This window comes from Mangrovicoccus ximenensis, from assembly GCF_003056725.1.
Taxonomy (GTDB): Bacteria; Pseudomonadota; Alphaproteobacteria; order Rhodobacterales; family Rhodobacteraceae; genus Mangrovicoccus; species Mangrovicoccus ximenensis.
On sequence record NZ_QBKZ01000014.1, the window covers coordinates 119,173 to 138,195 of the forward strand.

Annotated in this window: 17 protein-coding genes and 5 pseudogenes; 13 read left to right on the forward strand and 9 right to left on the reverse strand. The window is 68.1% G+C overall.

Annotation, left to right across the window (positions count from 1 at the left end; all coding sequences use genetic code 11):
- Nucleotides 1–212 precede the first annotated feature (212 nt).
- Nucleotides 213–869 (forward strand): annotated as a pseudogene (locus C7T91_RS14685) (MFS transporter); the annotation flags it as partial.
- Here C7T91_RS14685 and C7T91_RS39515 read toward each other — a convergent pair.
- Both C7T91_RS39515 and C7T91_RS14690 read right to left on the reverse strand, forming a co-directional pair.
- Nucleotides 836–1,087, reverse strand: a complete 252-nt coding sequence (locus C7T91_RS39515) for an alpha-hydroxy-acid oxidizing protein (RefSeq protein ID WP_407943299.1) — start codon at nt 1,085–1,087, stop codon at nt 836–838. The pseudogene C7T91_RS14685 and the gene C7T91_RS39515 overlap by 34 nt on opposite strands.
- A complete protein-coding gene (locus C7T91_RS14690) occupies nt 1,084–1,719 on the reverse strand; it encodes a helix-turn-helix domain-containing protein (RefSeq protein WP_161555917.1) in 636 nt (211 codons plus the stop codon). The genes C7T91_RS39515 and C7T91_RS14690 overlap by 4 nt, the downstream gene beginning before the upstream one ends.
- 307 nt (nt 1,720–2,026) lie before the next feature.
- Between C7T91_RS14690 and C7T91_RS14695 the strand changes: the two genes are divergently transcribed.
- The 5 genes from C7T91_RS14695 to dapA all read left to right on the forward strand — a co-directional run bounded on the left by C7T91_RS14695 (nt 2,027) and on the right by dapA (nt 5,902).
- On the forward strand, nt 2,027–3,052 hold the full coding sequence (locus tag C7T91_RS14695; RefSeq protein WP_108259903.1) for a TRAP transporter substrate-binding protein: 1,026 nt from the start codon (nt 2,027–2,029) through the stop codon (nt 3,050–3,052).
- Nucleotides 3,053–3,148: 96 nt separating this feature from the next.
- Nucleotides 3,149–3,313, forward strand: coding sequence for a hypothetical protein (locus C7T91_RS33570; RefSeq protein WP_201742108.1), 165 nt, complete (start codon nt 3,149–3,151; stop codon nt 3,311–3,313).
- A complete protein-coding gene (locus C7T91_RS33575; protein ID WP_201742109.1) occupies nt 3,313–3,663 on the forward strand; it encodes a TRAP transporter small permease in 351 nt (116 codons plus the stop codon). Before C7T91_RS33570 ends, C7T91_RS33575 begins: the two co-directional genes overlap by 1 nt.
- 3 nt (nt 3,664–3,666) lie before the next feature.
- Entirely contained in the window at nt 3,667–4,968 is a 1,302-nt protein-coding gene (locus tag C7T91_RS14705) for a TRAP transporter large permease (RefSeq protein ID WP_108259905.1), read from the forward strand.
- A 31-nt stretch (nt 4,969–4,999) separates the two neighbouring features.
- Nucleotides 5,000–5,902 carry a 4-hydroxy-tetrahydrodipicolinate synthase gene (gene dapA / locus C7T91_RS14710; protein ID WP_108259906.1) on the forward strand — a complete coding sequence of 301 codons (903 nt, stop codon included), beginning with the start codon at nt 5,000–5,002 and terminating at the stop codon, nt 5,900–5,902.
- Nucleotides 5,903–6,445: 543 nt separating this feature from the next.
- On the opposite strand, the pseudogene C7T91_RS35820 reads toward dapA, so the two are convergent.
- Both C7T91_RS35820 and C7T91_RS14720 read right to left on the reverse strand, forming a co-directional pair.
- Nucleotides 6,446–6,892 (reverse strand): annotated as a pseudogene (locus C7T91_RS35820) (ABC transporter ATP-binding protein); the annotation flags it as partial.
- A gap of 3 nt (nt 6,893–6,895) precedes the next feature.
- Nucleotides 6,896–8,464, reverse strand: coding sequence for an ABC transporter permease (locus C7T91_RS14720; protein ID WP_201742110.1), 1,569 nt, complete (start codon nt 8,462–8,464; stop codon nt 6,896–6,898).
- Nucleotides 8,465–9,060: 596 nt separating this feature from the next.
- Here C7T91_RS14720 and C7T91_RS31650 point away from each other — a divergent pair.
- Nucleotides 9,061–9,390: a hypothetical protein gene (locus C7T91_RS31650; protein WP_236638247.1), complete on the forward strand. Its 330-nt coding sequence runs from the start codon at nt 9,061–9,063 to the stop codon at nt 9,388–9,390.
- 33 nt (nt 9,391–9,423) lie between these two features.
- Here C7T91_RS31650 and C7T91_RS14730 read toward each other — a convergent pair.
- A pseudogene (locus C7T91_RS14730) lies at nt 9,424–10,402 on the reverse strand (transposase); the annotation flags it as partial.
- A 920-nt stretch (nt 10,403–11,322) separates the two neighbouring features.
- On the opposite strand from C7T91_RS14730, the gene C7T91_RS14735 reads away from it, so the two are divergent.
- The 6 genes from C7T91_RS14735 to C7T91_RS14760 all read left to right on the forward strand — a co-directional run bounded on the left by C7T91_RS14735 (nt 11,323) and on the right by C7T91_RS14760 (nt 15,986).
- A complete protein-coding gene (locus tag C7T91_RS14735) occupies nt 11,323–12,105 on the forward strand; it encodes a serine O-acetyltransferase (RefSeq protein ID WP_108259908.1) in 783 nt (260 codons plus the stop codon).
- Nucleotides 12,102–12,998, forward strand: a complete 897-nt coding sequence (locus C7T91_RS14740) for a VOC family protein (protein ID WP_108259909.1) — start codon at nt 12,102–12,104, stop codon at nt 12,996–12,998. The genes C7T91_RS14735 and C7T91_RS14740 overlap by 4 nt, the downstream gene beginning before the upstream one ends.
- Nucleotides 12,999–13,036: 38 nt before the next feature.
- Entirely contained in the window at nt 13,037–14,176 is a 1,140-nt protein-coding gene (locus C7T91_RS14745) for an amidohydrolase (protein WP_108259910.1), read from the forward strand.
- The gene (locus C7T91_RS14750; protein ID WP_108259911.1) at nt 14,176–15,084 is read left to right on the forward strand and encodes a LysR family transcriptional regulator; all 909 of its coding nucleotides are present in this window, start codon (nt 14,176–14,178) and stop codon (nt 15,082–15,084) included. Before C7T91_RS14745 ends, C7T91_RS14750 begins: the two co-directional genes overlap by 1 nt.
- 129 nt (nt 15,085–15,213) lie before the next feature.
- Nucleotides 15,214–15,672, forward strand: coding sequence for an NAD(P)-binding domain-containing protein (locus C7T91_RS35825; RefSeq protein WP_269101561.1), 459 nt, complete (start codon nt 15,214–15,216; stop codon nt 15,670–15,672).
- Nucleotides 15,645–15,986, forward strand: a complete 342-nt coding sequence (locus tag C7T91_RS14760) for a Smr/MutS family protein (protein WP_108259912.1) — start codon at nt 15,645–15,647, stop codon at nt 15,984–15,986. Before C7T91_RS35825 ends, C7T91_RS14760 begins: the two co-directional genes overlap by 28 nt.
- Nucleotides 15,987–15,991: 5 nt before the next feature.
- On the opposite strand, the gene C7T91_RS14765 is transcribed toward C7T91_RS14760, so the two are convergent.
- From C7T91_RS14765 to C7T91_RS40390, 4 genes and pseudogenes are all read right to left on the reverse strand, one after another.
- Entirely contained in the window at nt 15,992–16,462 is a 471-nt protein-coding gene (locus C7T91_RS14765; protein WP_108259913.1) for a calcium-binding protein, read from the reverse strand.
- Between the two features lie 8 nt (nt 16,463–16,470).
- The gene (locus tag C7T91_RS14770; RefSeq protein WP_108259914.1) at nt 16,471–16,650 is read right to left on the reverse strand and encodes a hypothetical protein; all 180 of its coding nucleotides are present in this window, start codon (nt 16,648–16,650) and stop codon (nt 16,471–16,473) included.
- A gap of 675 nt (nt 16,651–17,325) precedes the next feature.
- Nucleotides 17,326–18,582 (reverse strand): annotated as a pseudogene (locus tag C7T91_RS14775) (IS91 family transposase).
- A pseudogene (locus C7T91_RS40390) lies at nt 18,579–19,019 on the reverse strand (tyrosine-type recombinase/integrase); the annotation flags it as partial. The pseudogenes C7T91_RS40390 and C7T91_RS14775, both read right to left, overlap by 4 nt.
- Between the last annotated feature and the right edge of the window lie 4 nt (nt 19,020–19,023).

Here is a 19,023-nt window from a genome sequence, read left to right on the forward strand (position 1 = left end):
TTGGCCGGAACGCGCCGAAGCGCCTCTCCGCCCGGTCCCCGCCCCGACCGGAGAGAACGGTCCCGGCATCGCGCGGCAGCTCCGGACGGCTGACCGCGCCATCCGCAACGCCGGGCGGGCGCTATCCCAGAACCATGCGGACCGCTGCTCCGGGGGCGGCGCAGCGGCGCATCCCGGCCTGCGGACGCCTCCCGGATATCTCTGAGCGCATCATGCTGGGCATCCTCGCCGACCGCACCTACCGCCATCTCTTCCTCGCCCAGATCATGGCGCTGCTGGGCACCGGGCTTGCCACCGTGGCGCTGGGGCTTCTCGCCTACGACCTCGCAGGCGAGGGCGCTGCGATGGTGCTGGGCACAATCTTCACCATCAAGATGGCGGCCTATGTCGGCATCGCGCCGGTGGCCTCGGCCTTCGCCGAGCGCATCAACCGCCGCCGCCTGCTTGTCGGGCTCGACCTGGGGCGCGGCGCGGTGGTGTGTCTCCTGCCCTTCGCGACCGAAGCCTGGCAGGTCTATGTGCTGATCTTCGTGCTGCAATCGGCCTCCGCCGCCTTCACCCCTGCCTTCCAGGCGACGATCCCCGAGATCCTGCCGGAGGAGGCGCGCTACACCCGCGCGCTGGCGCTGTCGCGGCTGGCCCATGACCTCGAAAACATCGTCTCGCCGGCCCTCGCGGCGCTGCTTCTCGCGGTGATGGGCCATGACGCGCTGTTCTTCGGCACCGCGGCAGGCTTCCTCGCCTCGGCGGCGCTGGTCGTGTCGGTGATGCTGCCCTCCCCCGAGCCCGGCCCGCACCGCGGCATCTGGGACCGCACCACCCGCGGCATCCGCATCTACCTGGCGACCCCGCGGCTGCGCGGCCTGCTCATCGGCGTGCCGAGGACCTCCGTCGCCATGTCGGGCGCTTGCGCCCCGCGCAGCATCCGCGGCACGATGGTGGCGGCGTCGAGACGGTCGCGGTCGCGGGCCAGCGACAGCTCCGAGGCGACGCCGCGGTCGATATAGTCGAACACGCCGCGCGGCAGGCGCCGCTTCGCGGCCTTGCGCCATTCCTCGAAGCTGCGGAAGCCGTCGTCCGGGGTCATGCCGTCATCACCCAGACGACCTCGGCATCCTCGGGGCCGACCGAAGTCCAGGCATGCCCCGCCGAAGCGTCGTAATAGACCGAGTCGCCCGGGCCCATCTCCAGCGGCTGGTAGGCCGAGGTGTGCAGCAGCATCCGCCCCTTCAGCACCATCAGGAAGACCTCGTCATCCGAGCGGGGCAGGGCGGGATAGTCGGCCTCGACATCGCGCGCGGTGACCCGGGTCAGCACCGGCATCATCTTCTTGTTCTTCATTTCGGCGCAGAGCAGCACGTTGTTGCAGCTCTTCGAAGCATGCGGCGCGCCTTCGCCCGCCCGCGTGACCACGCGGCGGCCCTGCACCGCGTCGCTGCGCGCGGCTTCCTCGAAGAGCTGAGACATCTCGATGCCGAGCCCGGCCACGATCTTCTGCAGCGTCGCCACGGTCGGCGACAGCTCGTTGCGCTCGATCTTCGACAGCGTCGAGGCCGCCACGCCCGAGGCGCGCGCCAGCGATTGCAGCGACATCGCACGTTCGCGCCGCAGCGTCTCGATCTGCCGCGCCAGGCCGCCCTCGGCCTGTCCGGGGCGCCTGCGCGGGGTGGGCGGCGCCGGGTCGGCCGTTCCCATGAGGTCGTTCGCCTCGCTCTCCATGCAATGCCCCTTTCCTTGAACTCTTGCCCCGAGAATAGCGATCATCTTCGGGACTTTTCCACTATCCGAAACGGATCGCCCTGCAAATTCCGAATGGACCGCGGGGATAGGCCCGTCTTTTGGTCGCTGTCCGCCTCATAATGCTGAAAAAGTCATCGGAAAAGGGGGTAATATCCCGCTTAATCGTTTCCTTTGCGAAAAAATATTGACGAAAGTGCCGATTGGCGCCGCATTGGGGAGGCCAAGACAAACAAGACAGGCCCGGCCCGGCGGCCGAGGTCCTGACGGCAACAGGAAGGATCCGACCATGCTGCTGAACTCCCTGAAGGCAGGCACCATCGCCGCGACCGTCGCCCTGTCGGGCGCGCTTGCCCCGGCATTCGCCGACACGATCCGCATCGGCACCGTCGACGGCGAGGGCGACCTGCTGGAAAACGTCTACTGGGCCTATACCGAGGTCTTCAACTCCATCCTCTCCGCCCAGACCGGCGGCGAGTACGAGCTGCAGGTCTTCCCGAACGGCCAGCTCGGCGACCTTGAATCGATGCTGGAGCAGACCGCGCGCGGCTCGCTGCAGATCGTGGCGGGGATCAGCGCGGGCCATCTGCAGGCCTATACCGACATCGCCGCCGTTCTGGAAATGCCCTATGTCTTCCCGTCGACCTCGGTCGCGCGCGAGGTGATGAACGGCGAGTTCGGCAAGACGCTGTCCGACCGCATCGCAGAAGAGTCCGGCGTGCGGATCATCTCCTACCTGCCCTCGGCCTTCCGCAACTTCTCCAGCTCGACCAAGCTGATCAAGTCGCCGGAAGACATGGCGGGCATGAAGATGCGCACCCAGCAGATCCCGATCCATGTCGCCATGGTCGAGGCGCTCGGCGCCAACCCGACCCCGATCGCCTGGTCCGAGCTCTATTCCGCGCTGCAGACCGGCGTGGTCGACGGCCAGGAGAACGCGCCCTACACGATGCTGATGGCGAACCTGCAGGAAGTGCAGAAGTTCTACACGCTCGACCATCACCTGCTGAACATGCCGATCGTGGCGATGAACGAGGATTACTACCAGTCGCTGCCCGATGCCGTGAAGGCGACGGTCGACGAGGCGGCGGGCGAGGCGGCCTTTGCGCTCCTCGGCATCGTCAAGGCCAAGGAATCCCAGGATCTCGCGGCGATTTCCGAGGCGGGGGTCGAGATCTACCAGCCTTCGCCGGAAGAATTCCAGATGTTCGTCGACAAGGTGCAGGCGCCGGTCGAGACCATCCTCGCCGACATCGTCGGCCAGGACCTGATCGACGGGCTCAAATCGGCGGTCGCCGAGGCCCAGGCCGACTGAGGCCGTCCCGCGCCCCGCGCCGGGGCTCCCCCTCTCTCCTACCCGGCGCGGGGCCACTGACGACGCGGGCCCCAGGGGCCGCAACCGGAGCATTCCATGCTGAACACCCTCGAACGACTGGCCGACGGGCTGGGCGCAGTGACCTCGGCGCTGGCGCGGATCACGCTGATCGCCGTCGCCGCCTGCCTGATCCTGCAGGTCGTCTGCGCTATGTCTTCAACGCCTCGCTGCCCTGGCCCGAAGAGGCGGCGCGCTACCTGATGATCTGGACCGTGATGCTGGCGGGCAGCCTGCTGGTGAAGGACGAACAGCTGGTCCGCGTCGATTTCTTCGACCATTTCTGGCCCGAGCGGGCGCTGTCGCTGCGCAACGCTCTGTTCCGCCTGCTCTTGGCCGGGCTGCTTTTCGTGCTGGTGTGGAAGGGCTGGGAAAATGCGCTTTTCGGCCAGCGCCGCACCGCCGTGACCATCGGCATCTCCTTCTTCTGGATCTATCTCGCCGTGCCGGTCGGCGGCGCGCTGATGATGTTCCACATGATCGTCCTCGCCATCCGCGACCTGGTGCGCGGTTCGCCGAAGACCGGTCCCTCCATCCTGAATGCCGAGGTCTGAGCCATGGAGCATCCCCTGCTGATAACCCTCGGCCTGATGCTGGGCCTGATGGTGCTGGGCAGCCCGGTGATCTTCGCCATCGGCTTTGCCGGGCTCGCCTATTTCTTCGTCAAGCCGGGCATGATCCACATGCTCGACATCTATGCCCACAAGTTCTTCACCGGCATGGATGTCTTCATCTGGCTGTCGATCCCGCTCTTCATCATCGCGGGCGAGATCATGACGGCGATCGGCATGACCGACCGCCTCGTCAATCTCAGCCGCCTGATGGTCGGCCGCCTGCGCGGCGGGCTGGCCTATGTCAACGTCGTCGGCTCGATGATGTTCTCGGGCGTCTCCGGCTCGGCGCTGGCCGACATTTCCGCGCTCGGCCCGGTCGAGATGAAGATGATGGAGAAGGACGGCTACCAGAAGGATTTCGCCGCCGCCGTCACCGTCAGCTCGGCGATCCAGGGGCCGATCATCCCGCCCTCGATCCCGCTGATCATGTTCTCGGCGCTGACCAACACCTCGGTCGCCGCGCTGTTCCTCGCGGGCGCGGTGCCGGGGATGCTGCTCGGGCTCTTCCAGATGGCGGTGATCTACGTCATCGCGCGGCGCCGCGGCTTCCCGACGAACCCGATCAAGGGACTGAATCTGCAAGTAGCCTTCGGCATCGTCCTGCATGCCTTCTGGGCGATCTTCATGCCGCTGATCATCATCGGGGGCATCGTCGGCGGCATCTTCACCGCGACCGAGGCCGCCGCCATCGCCGTCGCCTACGGGCTGGTGATCGGCATCTTCGCCTACCGCTCGCTGAGCCTGAAGGAGCTCTGGGCGATCCTCGACCGCTCGGCGCGGACCTCGGCCTCGGTCTACCTGATCGTCGGCTTCGCCACCGTGATCTCCTGGATCCTGGCGAACGAGCGGGTGCCTGCCGAGCTGCAGGCCATGGTCGAGGCGGCGAACCTGCAGCCCTGGATGCTGCTGCTGATGCTGAACCTGTTCTTTCTGGTCAACGGGCTCTGGGTGTCGGATTCGGTGCAGCTCCTCTTGTTCGCGCCGCTCTTCACGCCGCTGCTGGCGGCGATGGGGGTCGATCCGGTGCATTTCGGCGTCATCATGGTCGTCAACGTGATGATCGGGTTGATCACGCCGCCCTACGGGCTGGCGCTCTATCTCGGCTCGTCGATCTCCGGCGTGCCATTGGGCAGGATCGTCCGCGCGGCGATGCCCTTCCTCGTCTCCAATCTCGTGGTGCTGGTGCTCGTCACCTATGTCCCCGCGATTTCCCTCACCCTCCCGCGGCTGCTCGGTTTCCTCTGATGCCGCGCCAGATCTTTCAAGGACTTCTCCCATGCTGACCAAGGACGACCTGCAGGGTCTCTTCACCGCCATCGTCACCCCCTTCACCGCCGAAGGCGCGGTGGATTACGACGCGCTGAAGGCCCTTGTTTCGCTTCAGATCGAGGCGGGCGCCGCGGGCATCGTGCCGATCGGCGGCACCGGCGAATACCCGGCGCTGTCGCGGGCCGAACGCGCGGGCATCGTCTCGGCCTGCGTCGAGGCCGCCGATGGCCGCCCGGTGATGCCCGGCGTGCTCTCCACCGGTTTCCATGACGCGGTGGAAACCGGCAACGACTTCGCCAAGGCCGGCGCCGCGGGCGTCATGCTGGTCACGCCCTATTACGCGCCCGGTCCCCAGGAGGGCATGATCGACTATTACCGCGCCTACCGCGACGCGGTCGACCTGCCGGTCATGGCCTACGAGATCCCGCGCCGCACCGGCGTCGCCTTCAAGGCCGAGACGCTGGCGCAGCTGGCCGATGACGGCGCGATCATCGGCATGAAATACTCCTCCTACGATCTGCCGGAATTCATCCGCACGATGGAGCTGGCCGGAGACAGGATGTCGGTCCTTTCGGGCGAGGAGCCCTTGTTCGCGACCCATGTCGCGCTCGGCGCCACCGGTGGCGTCCTGGCCACGGCGAACATGTATCCCGGCCACTGGATCAAGGTCTTCGAGACCGCGCGGGCGGGCGACCTGAAGGCGGCGGTGAAGATGTCGAACGCGCTCGGCCCGGTGATCTCCTCGGTGTTCCGCGAGACCAATCCGGGGCCGCTGAAGGTCTACATGGAGATGTGCGGCGTCAAGGCCGGCCCGGTGCGCCGTCCGCTGGTCCAGCCCTCCGACGAGACGATGGAGGCGCTGAAGGCGGCCTTCGCGGGCTTCGGCGCGGCGGATCTCGCCGCGGCATGACCGAGGTGCTGGCCTGCAGCCTCGCGGATGACCTGCTCGGCCGCCTCGGGCCGAAGGGGGTCCGGACGGGGGGCGAGATGGCCCCCTGGCTGACCGATTTCCGCCACCGCATGCCGCGCCGGGGCTGTCTCGCCGGCCGAGCTCCATGCCTTCGGGGCGCAGGCCCAGCATCGCGCCCTGCGCCGCCGCCGGATGCCTGGTCTGGCCGAGGAGCGCGCGGGCGGTGTCGCTGGATGCGGGCATCAGGTTGATCGGCGGGTTGCCGATGAATTCGGCCACGAAGCGGTTCGCGGGGCGGTCGTAGATCTCGTCCGGGCGGCCGTATTGCTGCAGCTCGCCCTTCGACATCACCACGACATGGGTGGCGAGGGTCATGGCCTCCCACTGGTCATGGGTGACGAAGACGATGGTGGTGCCGAATTCGCGGTGCAGCCGCGCCAGCTCGGCGCGCATCGACAGGCGCAGCGCCGCGTCGAGATTGGACAGCGGCTCGTCGAGGAGCAGCACCCCCGGGGTCAGCGCCAGCGTCCGTGCCAGCGCGACGCGCTGCTGCTGCCCGCCCGAAAGCTGCGCCGGATAGCGGTCCTCGAGCCCGTCTATGCGCAGCGTGCGGACCATCTCGGCGACGCGCACGCGGCGGTCGGCCCGCGGCATCTTCGCGACCTTCAGCCCGAAGGCGATGTTGTCGCGCACCGTCATGTGCGGCCAGAGCGCGTAGGACTGGAAGACGAGCCCCAGCCCGCGCTTCTCCGGCGGGACGAAGATGCCCATGGCGATGCTGTCGAGCACCCGGTTGCCGATGCGGATTTCGCCGGCGGTCGCGGTCTCCAGCCCGGCCAGCATGCGCAGGATGGTGGACTTGCCGCAGCCCGAGGGGCCGAGGATGCAGGTGAAGGACCCGTCGGCGATGGTCAGCGAGAGGCCGTCCACCGCCGGGGCGGCGCCCTTGGCATAGCGCTTGAGGAGACGGTCGAGATGGATGGTCGGCATGGGTCAGCTCTCCAGGCCCTGGGCCAGCCCGGTGCGGGTGATGCGGTTGATGGCCAGCGTGCCCAGGAGGGCGATCAGCGTGATCATCAGCACCACCGCATTGGCGGCCTGCGTGTAGTTGTAGTCGATGAGGCGGATGGAATAGGTGGTCAGCACGTCGGTGGCGGGGACCGCGAGGATGACGAAGAGGCTCACCCCCTTGATCCCCGAGATGAAGGGCATGAGGACCGCCGTGACCAGCGCGCCCTTCTGGATCGGCAGGATGATCGCGGCCATGCGGCGCAGCCAGCCCGCCCCTGCGACGCGGGCGCTTTCCTCGACATCGCGGCCGAGCTGGGTCATCGCCGAGATCCCGGCCCGCGAGGCGAAGGGCATCTGGTCGGCGACGAGGGCCAGCAGCAGGATCCAGGGCGTGCCGTAGAGCGCGGGCAGCGGACCGTGCGGCACCGCGAAGAGCGACAGCATGGCGGCGGCGAAGGCGATCCCCGGCACCAGATAGGGGAAGAAGGTGATCTGGCGGAGCGCCGTGCCGACGCCCCGGACCGGCACGCGGGTCACGACATAGCCGGTCAGCAGCCCCAGGATCCCGGCGCAGAGCGAGGCGGTGCCGACGATCCGCACCGAGTTCCAGGCGGCTGCCCAGAACTCCGGGGCGCGCAGGATTCCGGTCTCCAGCGCGATGGTGCCGAGGCCGCTGCCGATCCAGTAGTCGAGCGTGAAGTTCGAGGCCTCGAACCGGCCCGGCAGATGCATGACCGTCGAGAGGGCCAGCGCGCCCAAGGGCAGGATCACCGCGATGAAGAACATTGCCAGCGCCAGCGCGAAGGCCGGATAGCGCAGCAGGCCGAGGTTCTGGCGGCGCTCCATGGCGCCCTTGCCGCCGACCGTGGCAAATCGGCGGGCCTCGCGCATCATCCAGGTGTCCAGGCTCAGCGTGACGATGCCGATCGCCATGATCACCCCGGCAAAGACTGCAGCCATGCCTGTCTGCTGGGTGTTGATCGCCCGGTAGAGCGAGGTGGCGAGCGTCTCGAACTGCACCGGCAGGCCGAGCACATAGGGCACCGAGAACTCGCCGATCGCGTCGGCGAACATCAGCAGGCAGGCCGACATCACCGCCGGGCGCATCAGCGGGAAGACGATGCGCAGCGCGATAGTGCCGCGGCCGGCGCCGAGCATCCGTCCGGCTTCCTCGAGCTGGCTGTCGAAGCGGCGCAGCGCGTTGCCGACCAGCAGGATCACGAAGGGGATGAAGTTCAGCGTCATGATGACGGTGGTCGGAAAGGCGCCGTAGGACACCCAGTCCGGTAGCTGCACGCCCATAGCCTCGAGCCAGCCGGGCTGGCCGCCGGTGGTGGCGTTCTTGAAGAGCACCGTCCAGGCGAGGGCGAAGGTCCAGGCCGGCAGCATGAATGGGATGACCAGCGCGGTTGCCAGCCAGCGCCGCCCGATCAGGTCCGAGCGGACCAGGAGCCAGGCCAGCAGCGTGCCGATCGCCAGCGCCGCCGCCGTCGCGGTCCCGGCCACGGCGAGGGTGTTCCACAGCGGCGTCCAGAACAGGATCTGCGCCATGCGCGAGCCGAAGGCGCGCTCGAGATAGTAGCCAGTCCAGGCTCCGGCCGGGCTGCCGGTTCGTGCCGCGTCACCAGCATGTCCGAAAAGATCGAGACCACCGGCACCACGATAAGACCGAGGAACAGCGCGAGCAGTCCCAGCCCGATCAGAAGGGTCGGGTCCTGCCGCGCCACTTGGATGCCGTGCCTGATCCTTGCACCTGGGCGCAGCCGCTCCGTTCCGCTTGCAATGGTCGCCATGTCCGTCCTGCCTATATTCCGCAGGCGTCGTAGAGGGAAGAGATGACATGGGCATGACGCTTTGCAACTACGTGCAAAAAAATTTCGGACAACGGGCTGCGGCGGTTCTCTGCACCGCGGCTAACAGAGGCACATCCCCTTGTCCGACCTCCCGGAGCCGCTCATGGTGATTGCAGCGGCCGGACCTGGACCGCATGGACGGCCGCGCCCAGAGGTTCTCCCCTTCGCTGCGGAAACGCTCGGCGCCAAACGGGTTCGGCTGGGCATCCTGCCGGCCCGACCGATCAGGCGGTCACGCAGACCCAGAACATGCTCCGCCTCTATCCTCTGGGCCAGGCGGACAACCCGCCCGAGATGACTTTCGTCAACGTGTCGGGCGAGACCTTCAACACGATCCATGTGATGGGTCCGCGGATGTTCGAGGAGATCGACACCGTCATCCAGAACGCGCCGTTTGAGACGGCGGTGGGAAAGTCGACCACGGTGGCGGCGGGAAGAGTCCGCTGCGGGCGGCGCAAAAGTCGTTCACCTTTACCTTTCCTCGCGGCAGGAGGGCAGGGGGATTTTCACCGTGGATTTGTATCGGAAGGTTCGTCTGGCTTGTTCAGAAGGCATGAGCCAGCGCGAGGTTGCGCGTCAGTTCGGGATTTCCCGCGACAGGGCGCTGTTGCACAAATCAATTGATGACCGCAGTCCCCCTTTCCCCGGACACACCTGTCCTGCGGCCACGGTCGTGGGAATGCCGAGTGCCGTGAAGCGGTTGAGCACCGCCGCGCGGATCTGGACTTCGGCAACTTGGCGGTCGAAGTCCCGCGACATCAGCCGCTGGCCGAGCTGCTTCACGCAGTTCATCTTCGTTTCCACCCTGCTCCGGCGGTGGTGCCCGCTCCAGTTCCGCCCCAGCGCCCGGCCCAGGTGCTTCGATGCCCGCAGGATCTCGTTGCGTGCGCGAACTCCTGCCGTGTCCGGCTTCCAGGGCCGGGCATTTCGGCGGGGCGGAAGTGAGGAGGTTCAGCAAAAGGTCCGGGGGACCTTTTGCCCGACGAACCGCCGCTGCTCCGCGGGCCGCGATGGCATCATGGCAGGCGCGCGTGCCATAGGCGTCGCCAGCGGTGCTCGAACCGATGGCGCATCCGCTGGCAACTCGGCCGTGACGGTGGCGATCTCCTCCTCCGCCGGGATCTGGGCGAGCAGGTCCGGCAGCATTGGCGCTTCGCCGACATTGCTGGACGTGACCTCGACGGCCCGGATCTCCAATGTTTGCCCGTCGATCCCGAGGTGTATCTTGCGCCGTGAGCGGGCCGCGCCACCGGTCCGAGCGAACCCGCGAACGCGCCGTTTCGAGCCGCCATGCTTGCGCGTGTGCCGTGCCGCGCGCTTTCGCGGCCCCACCGGGGCCACGGTCATTCCGCACCCTTCGCTTTCCACCTTGATGCCGGTGCTGTCCGCTGCCCGGCAGGATATTGCGCAGCAATGCCCGAGAGGGGACGGGCAGGTGCAGCGCGCCCTTGGAGCCGCGGTACGGGATGGTGACGTCCAAGGTCTTCTGGCGACGATCGAGGGATCGAACAAGACCGTCAGCGATCCACGCTGCTTCAGCGCCTCGCTCGCCGCTGCGCTCGGACCGGTGGCGCGCAACGGCTCGCTATGCGGGCCAGTTGGTGGTCTTGTAGGTCGGCTTCGGCGGTTTGCTCATGCAAGCCCGCTACTACATTGGATTCACGAAGTGAATCCCGGAGCCTCTTTGTACAACAACGCCCTCCTCTGCACCGCGGCGCCCTCCGCGGCGCGAAGCTTCTGCGTTTTCGTTGCGTGCGCATACAGCACAGAAATGGTGACAGGAAGCTTTGGGGCTCTCTCCAGCCTTGCGGCGACGCGGAATCCTAGCGATGGCGCTGATGGTTCATCGGCTGTCACCATGCCGGGCCGAAGGGCGGAACCAGCCGGTCGCGCCCGACGTCTCGAGCGCCCGCGCTCAGCCCCTTTACAGCCGGTCGCGGCGGCGTCCGGCGCGAGAGGTCGACTGTGACCGGCAAGGGGAAGCGGACTTGCGGCGGCGCGGCGGCGCCCAAGCGGTGAAACCGCAAAAGCGGCCGGTCCCGACGATGAGGACGATGCTCGCACCGCCGCGGCCGGGCTCCCCAAATCCCACGGTTCATCTTCATCTGCCGTACTGGGGCAGAGCGCAGGAAGCGGGCCTCGGACCGGCGCCTTCCGGCCGAGGGCCATCCGGAGCTTTCGGCTTAGAGCCGCCCTTCATGCTCCGCGAACGAAAGGCCCGGATCGCGCACTTTCACGGCAATCCCTTGGCCCCTGGTCGCCGCCGTCCCGAGACTCGCCTGCGGTTTCCTGCAAGACATGATCAGGCGCGCCGACCCCATCATAAATGACGGCGTCAACTTGGGGACCGTCTTCCGACGTGCGGTAGCAAATCTCGGGGTGCAGCCCACACATGCGCGCGGCGATTGGAACTCAAGCGAAACTTTGCCCCGCAGCGTCTTGTGCCGCGGCCTTGGCGTTCTGCTCAGAGCAACGCGATGGGTATATTTCTGCTCTTGTGCGCAGCACTGTAGTCGGGGCAGCTTCGCAGAACCCTTCGACCACCCGCGAGGCCCCATGAGCGGACATTCCCTGCAGCAGACGCTTCTGCCCGACACCCGTGACCTGCTCGCCGGCGAGACCGGGCTGCCGGTGCTGCTCGGGGTCGAGGCTGGCGAGCTGACCGATCTGCCCGAACTGATGGCCGCCGCGCTGACTGCTTGCCTGTCCGAGAGCAGGGCGCGGGCCTGGCTGCGCGGGCTGACGGCGGAGCTCCTTCGCCACGATGCCGAGGTGCTGGATACGGCTCTCGACGATCTGCTGGCCACCAGCGCGCGCGACGATCAGCCCGGCGGGTCACCGCGCGTGCTGCTCTTCGCCAACGGCTATCACGCGCTTCTGTCCTACCGGGTGAGCCGGGCGCTCTGGGAGGCCGGGCGCGAAGAGCTTGCGCTGGCGGTCAAGAGCCAGTTCACCCGGGCGCTCTCGGTGGAGATCTGGCCGCAGGCAACCATTGGCCGCGGCGTCTGGTTCGATCACGGGCTCGGGCTGGTGATCGGCCAGACGACGGTGATCGAAGAAGATGTGAGCCTCTGGCACGGGGTTACGCTAGGGTCGAACTTCGTCGACATGGGGGAAGGGCGGCATCCCAAGCTGCGCCGCGGCGCGGTGGTCGGCGCGGGCGCGATGATCCTCGGGCCGGTCGAGGTGGGGGCTGGGGCGACGGTGGCTGCCGGAGCGATCGTGACCAGGGATGTCCCGCCCGGCCATGTCGTGACCGGCCCCCGCGGCACAGATCGCGGCGCCGGGCGTTTCGCCGGGTTTGCAACGCTGGCAGAGTTGAAAGGCCGGGCGGAATGACGTCGCTCGGGATCGACCATCCGTTGGTCTGCGTGCGCAATCTGGCCGCGGCGCGCGAGACCTACCTTTCGCTCGGGTTCCTGATGAAGCCGCCGGGGATGCACCCCTGGGGCACCTCGACCGCGCTGGTGATCTTCCGCAATCAACTGCTGGAACTCGTGGGGATCGGCGACGGGAGCCTGCTCGACGGGTATCCGGCGGGAGACTTCCGCTTCGGGCGGCACGTGCAGCACTGGCTGGCCGAGCGTGAAGGCGTGTCCCTCACGGCGCTCAACTCCGGGGACGCGGCGGCGGACGAAGCGGCAGTCGTCGCGCGGGGCGGTCACTGCGAGGGCACGATCGAGTTCGGACGCGACGTGACCCGCGATGACGGCATGCCGGACCGTACCGCAACCACGCTGAAGATCTTCACCCGCGCAGACCTGCCGCGGCTGTCGATGTTCGCCTGCCAGCAGCACAGGCGCGACCTGATCGAATTCCCCGTGTGGATGGACCACCCCAACGGCGCGCATGGCTTTGTTTCTGCGACGATCCTTGCCGCGCCGCGGGACCAGGCCGCGGTGAAGGACTGGCTCGCCACGCTGCATGGCCCCGAGGCGGTGACCGAGACCGGCTGGGGCTTCACCGTCACCACCGGCAAGGGGCACTGGCGGGTGCTCGGCCGCGATGCCGCCCGGGCCGTCTTCGGCCCGCCGCCCGAAGACCTTGCTCCGGACGGCGCGCCCTCGGTGATCTCGCTCGACATCGCCTGCCGCGCGCTCGATCGGGTCCGCCCCTTCGTCGACGCGGGCGGGTTTGCCTGCCGCGAGATCGGTGGCGCACTTGTCCTGACCGACCAGGCACGGCTGGGCGGCATCCTTCTCACCTTCCAGGAGGCGCCGGAGGCGCCCTGATACAAGACGGAGCGCCCGAGCGCGCCCGAGGAGACCCCATGTTCGACCAGGACCACATCGCCGAAGCCATTGCCTGGCGCCACGACCTGCACCGTCACCCCGAGCTGGGCTTCGAAGAGCATCGGACCTCGGAGATGATCGCCGGGCTGCTCGCCGGCTGGGGCTGGCGGGTGCATCGCGGTCTCGCGGGCACCGGCGTCGTCGCGCAGATGGGACAGGGCGCGCCGGTGATCGGCCTGCGGGCCGACATCGACGCGCTGCCCATCGTCGAGGCGACGGGCGCGGCCCATGCCTCGACCATCCCCGGCAAGATGCACGCCTGCGGCCATGACGGGCACACCGCCATGCTGCTGCTCGCTGCGCGGCAGATCGCGGCGGAAGGCGTCGGGCAGGGCACCGTCACGCTGATCTTCCAGCCAGCCGAGGAAAGCGAGGGCGGCGCGCGGGTCATGGTCGACCAGGGGCTGTTCACGCAGTTTCCCGTCGACAAGGTCTTCGGCATCCACAATTGGCCCGGCCTCGCGCCGGGACGTTTCGTGGCACGCGACGACAAGATGATGGCGGCCTTCTCGGTCTTCGACATCGAGATCCTCGGCAAGGGCGGCCATGGTGCCATGCCCGAGCAATCCGACGGGGTGATCGCCGCTGCCGGCCGCACCGCTGCGGCGCTGCAGGAGATCCCGGCCCGTGCCCTCTCGCCGCTGGAGCCGGGCGTGGTCTCGGTCACGCAGATCCACAGCGGATCGGCCTATAACGTCTGCCCCGACCGCGCGGTGCTCAGCGGCACCTGCCGCTGGTTCGGCGCCGAGGCCGGCGACATCATCGAGGAGCGCGTGCGGCGCGTGGCCGCCGCCGAGGCCGCCGCGCAGGGGTGCACCGCCAATATCGACTACCAGCGCCGCTATCCCGCGACGATCAACTCCGCCCCCGAGGCCTCGCTCGCCCGCGATGTGGCGGCGGAGATGGGACTCGATACCGCGATGACCGGCCCGAGCATGGCCTCGGAGGATTTCGCCTTCATGCTGAACGAGGTGCCGGGCGCCTATCTGTGGCTCGGTGCCGGGCGCGAGGGCGTGAATCCCGGGCTGCATTCGGCGAAGTTCGATTTCAACGACGCGGTGCTGCCCGCCGGTGCCGAGTTCTGGGTGCGCCTCGCCCGCCGCGCCACGCAGGGCTGATGGACGCGCTCGACAGCCGCTTCCTGCGCGAGTTTCTCGCGGTCGTGCAGGAGGGCTCGATCCGCCGTGCGGCAGATCGGCTGAACGTCGTGCCTTCGGCAATCTCGCGCAAGATCGCCGAGGCCGAGGCCCGGCTCGGGGTGACGCTTTTCGAGCGCAGCTCCAAGGGCGTGATGCTGACCGGGGCCGGGGAGCTCCTGCGCGAGCACGCGCTGCACCTGCAGGACGAGCAGACCTTCCTTCTCGACCAGATCGGCCGCTACCGCGAGGGACGCACGCAGACCGTGCGCATCGCGCTCGGGGAGGGATTCACCGCCGATCTGATGGAGAACGGGCTGTCGGAGCTGTGCCGGCTCCAGCCCGAACTGCGCTTTGCCATCGACCACGCCGGCACCGACGAGTTGCAGCGCCGGGTGGTCGAGGGCGAGGCCGATATCGGAATCGCCTATAATCCCCTGGTTTCCGAGGCAACCCGCTCGCTGGCCGTGGGCCGCCAGCCGCTCTGCGCCGTTGTGCCTGCGACTTCATCATTGGCGGGCCGTCAGAGTGTCGGGCTGGCCGAGGTGCTGGAGCATCCCGTCGCCATGCTCGACGGCCGCCACGCCATCCGCCACCTCGTGGGACAGGTCGCCGCCGACCGCGGGCTGGCGCTGCGGGTTCATGTGGAAACCGCCTCCATCGCGCTGCTGATCCGCTACGTGAGCGCGGGCATGGGCGTGACCTTTCTGCCGCGATTTTCCGCGTCCATTCAGGCGGATCGCGGCGATCTGGCAGTGATCGAGCTGGACGAGCCGACGCTGCGCCAAGTCAGCACCCACCTCATGGTGCGCGCCCGCCGCCGCCTGCCGAAATCGGTGGAATTGGTGGCGAGCTTCCTGTCGAACCGCATGGTGGCCTTCCGGGCGTGATCTTTCGCGTTGCCATGAGAGCAACGCGATGTGCTCAACGGCACCCCTATCTGTGAACGCGTCTCTTCCGTTTAGATTTCGGCAGCACCGGCCCCAAGCGGCCGGCACGGAACAACGACAGGAGATCACATGGCAGGGACGACAGGCAAACGGGCCGGGGTCATCGGGCTTGGGGCCATGGGCTTCGGCATGGCGTCGAGCCTTGCCCGCGCCGGGTTCGAGGTCGCGGGCTACGATCCTTCCCCCGCGGCGCAGGACCGCGCCCGCGAGGTGGGCATTGCGCCCAAGGCGAGCCCCGAAGAGGTCTTCGCGGCGGCGGAGGTTATCGTGCTCTCGCTGCCCACGGCGGCGCATGTCGAAGGCGCCATCGCCGCGGCACGGGGCGCGGGCCTGCTGGGCGCGCCAAGACCCCGGCGCCGCACCCGGCCCGCGAGGCCGATCCGGCCGGTCCCGACCTGCGCATCCCAGCCTTCCGCGTCGGCGAACGCGCCCGGGCAGGTTCCGGCCGCCACGACCTGTCGCCGCCGATCTCCGAAGCCATCGCCAAGGCGCCGGTCAACATGGACCGCAAGGCCTTCGGCCGGATGAAGAAGGGCAAGCTGGTGCCCGAGGCGCGGATCGACCTGCACGGCATGACCCAGGACCAGGCGCATCCCGCGCTGACCCGGTTCATTTCGGAAAGCTACATGCGGCAGATGCGGCTGGTCCTCGTCATCACCGGCAAGGGCAAGGAGCGCGACGAGCCGGGCCCGATGCCGGTCCCGCGCGGCGTGCTGAAGCACCAGGTGCCGCAATGGCTGCACACTGGCCCGCTGCGCCTGATGGTGCTGCAGATCGCCGAGGCGCATCTGAAGCATGGCGGAACCGGCGCCTATTACGTCTATCTCCGCCGCCACCGCTGAAGCCGTCAGAACAGGAAGTCGCCGCTGTCGATGTCTCCGGCGGCGATGGTACCCGTCTTGGTCTTCAGGATCAGAATTTCGTCGTCCCAAGTGATGCGCAGGCCTCCGATCTGCCGGGTCTCAATCAGGAGATTGCCACAGCGGATCCCCCGGGCCGAGGGGTCGATCCGGTCGGTGCCGTTCTCGAAATCGCGGATTTCGTCCATGTCGCCGTCCAGCGCCATCTCGAAGACATGAGCGCCCTGACGGCCCAGAAGAACGTCCTTGTCCTGACCGTCCGACAGCGTGTTGTCGCCGAAGCCGCCGTCGAGCCGGTCGTCGCCCGCGTTGCCCCTGAGCCGGTCACTCCCGAAATTCCCGTTCAGCGTGTCGTCGCCGCCATCGCCGCGGTTCCGGCCCAGGCCGCGCTGGCCGTGTATCACGTCATCTCCGATGCCGCCGCCGATCAGATCGGAGCGGCAGCCGCCGCCGATCACGTCCGCACCTACCCGCCGTCCAGCGTGTCGGCATGGGAAGGGCCGGTCACCGTGTCGTCGCCGCCGAGCGCATCCATGGCTGTGCCTGCGTCCGCCGCCGACAGGTCGAGCAGGTCATCGCCCTGGGTCGGCTCCGGCGCAGTCCGGGCTGGCGGCAGGAAGTCGGGGATCGGGATGAACGACTCCACGCGGCCCCAGCCGCCGTAAGTCCCGGTCGTGAGCCCCCCGGTGCCGCCGCCCCTCCCACGGGATGTAGAACGGGGTCTCGACCACCGCGCTGACGACCACATCCTTGATGGCGGTGAAATCTGGTTCACCGCGATGGCAAGGCTCTAGGACACCTGGCCGTCGGTGTTGACGTAGGGAAATCTCCTCACCATGGTGTGGACTGCAAGCATGTGCGAGGCCAGCGGCGGCTGGACGAGGTTTCCGGGAACCTCGATCACCCCGTGGCCGTGGCCGTGGCCGTGGCCGGAGGCGGCGTAGACCGGAGATGTGCCACGCAGCGCCGCCAGCGAGACCGAGGCGCTTCCGGGCAGGACGGCTTCCAGCCCCTGCGGATGTCCGGATTGGTGAAGGGTTTTCGATGCGGGCTGCAGCGCGAGGGTGGGCCCCGCGGGCCGCCGGTGGATGTCTATGGGGAAAGCGTGCTGCGGCCAGTATCGACGGCTATCACCTCACGTCCGTCGGGACGGCCATGCGGGCCACGCGGTGAACTGGAGCATGGCGGGATCATGAAGTCCGGGGGCGGGAACGTCGTCGATCCACCTCCGGCAAGCCAAGCTGACCTCCGGGGACGAACGGAGCTATCCGGCCGATAGGCGCGCGCCGGGGCAATCTTCGCGACGAGGACGGGCGTTTCGTCATGCGGCCTGCTCCCGTGGCGGCGCGCGCGATCGCGGCACCTGTCCGCGCCGGAAGATCTCGATGCTGCACATCGGACCGCCACAGCACGGGCTGGCTCGCGCCGCGCGAAGGGGGTCGGCGCGTCCTCCTCCGGCGGCGTGTCCGCCGGGTGAGCCCGGATCCCCCCGATCAGCGCCCTGATTTTGGCAACGCTGGCCTTTCGGACCCCGCTGGCGAGGAAACCCTGGTGGCGGATGCGGTGGAACCCGTCGGGCAGGACGTGCCGGAGGAAGCGGCGGATGAACTCGCCGCTCCCGAGCCGCATCACCTTCATCCGGTCGCCATGCTTGACGCGGTGGTCCTTCCAGCGGAACGCCACCGCCGTGCTGTCGGCGCTGACCAGGCGGCTGTTCGAGATCGCGACACGATGGGTGTAACGTCCGAGACAGGCCAGCACGGCCCCCGGTCCGCCGAAGGGCGGCTTGGCGTCGTGTCGAAGCCGTGCCTCCGGCACGATGACCACCCAGTCCATCCTCCGGAACGGCGCCAGCCAGGCGCTGAAGGTGCCGGCATCGGCGAGGCCCGTGAGGTCGCCGAAGAACGACAGGCCTTCCAGAAAGAGGCGGCGGAACAGCCGGGACAGGACTTTCACCGGCAGGAAGAACCCGGGGCGGCACGGGATCCATCGCGACCCGACCGGCGACAGGCCGCTGCCCGGCAGGGCATTGCATGCGATGCCCGAGAGCGGGCACGATCATGTGGATGTGGGGGTGATGCGTCAGCGCCGATCCCCGGGTGTGCAGCACCGAGGTCATGCCGACCCGAGCGCCGAGATGCCGGGGATCGGCAGCGATGGTGGCCAGGGTTTCGGCAGACGTCCGGAACAGCAGGCCATAGACGGCCTTCTTGTTCCAGAACGCGATCTGCGCGATTTCCGCCGGGAGGGTGAAGACGACGTGGAAGTATTCCACGGGCAGAAGGTCTTCGGCGCGCGCGGCCATCCAGTCGCGCGCCGCGGGCCCCTGGCACTTCGGACAGTGCCCCCTCTCGGCGGATTTGGCTCTGCCAAATCGCCTGCCGGGCAATGGTATCTTGCAGGAATTGTACGCGACATGCCCGCCGAGCGCCTCCGTCCGGCAGGCTTCGATCGCTGACATCACCTTGAGCTGGGCCAGGCTGACATGCCCGGCATTGGTCCGTCGCCACGCAGGACCATGCGCACGGAAGATGTCAGCGATCTCCAGCCTTGGCCGGGGCCTCCGGCGCCCGGTCACCCGGGGCTTCCTTTCGCGGTCCGGTCCTGCAGCTTGGCCAGCATTTCGCAGGGGCTGACGGTGCCGCGGATCGTCTTGGTCGCGACATGCGCGTACTGTGCCGTGGTGGTCAGCTTCGCGTGCCCGAGCAGCACCTGGATGACCCGCACATCGGTGTTCGCTTCCAGCAGATGCGTCGCGAAGCTGTGTCGCAGGGTGTGCAGGGTGGCTGCCTTCTTGATCCCGGCCATGGTCTTGGCCGGCGTGAATGCCCGGTTCAGCTGCCGCGGCGAGAGCGGATTGATCTTCGGCTTGCCGGGAAACAGCCAGCCCTCGGGACGGGCTTCGCGCCAGTAGTCGCGCAGCAAGTCCAGAAATCCCGGCGACAGCATCACCTTGCGATCCTTCCGCCCCTTGCCCTGGTCGACATGGATCAGCATCCGGTCGCTGTCGCTGTCGCTG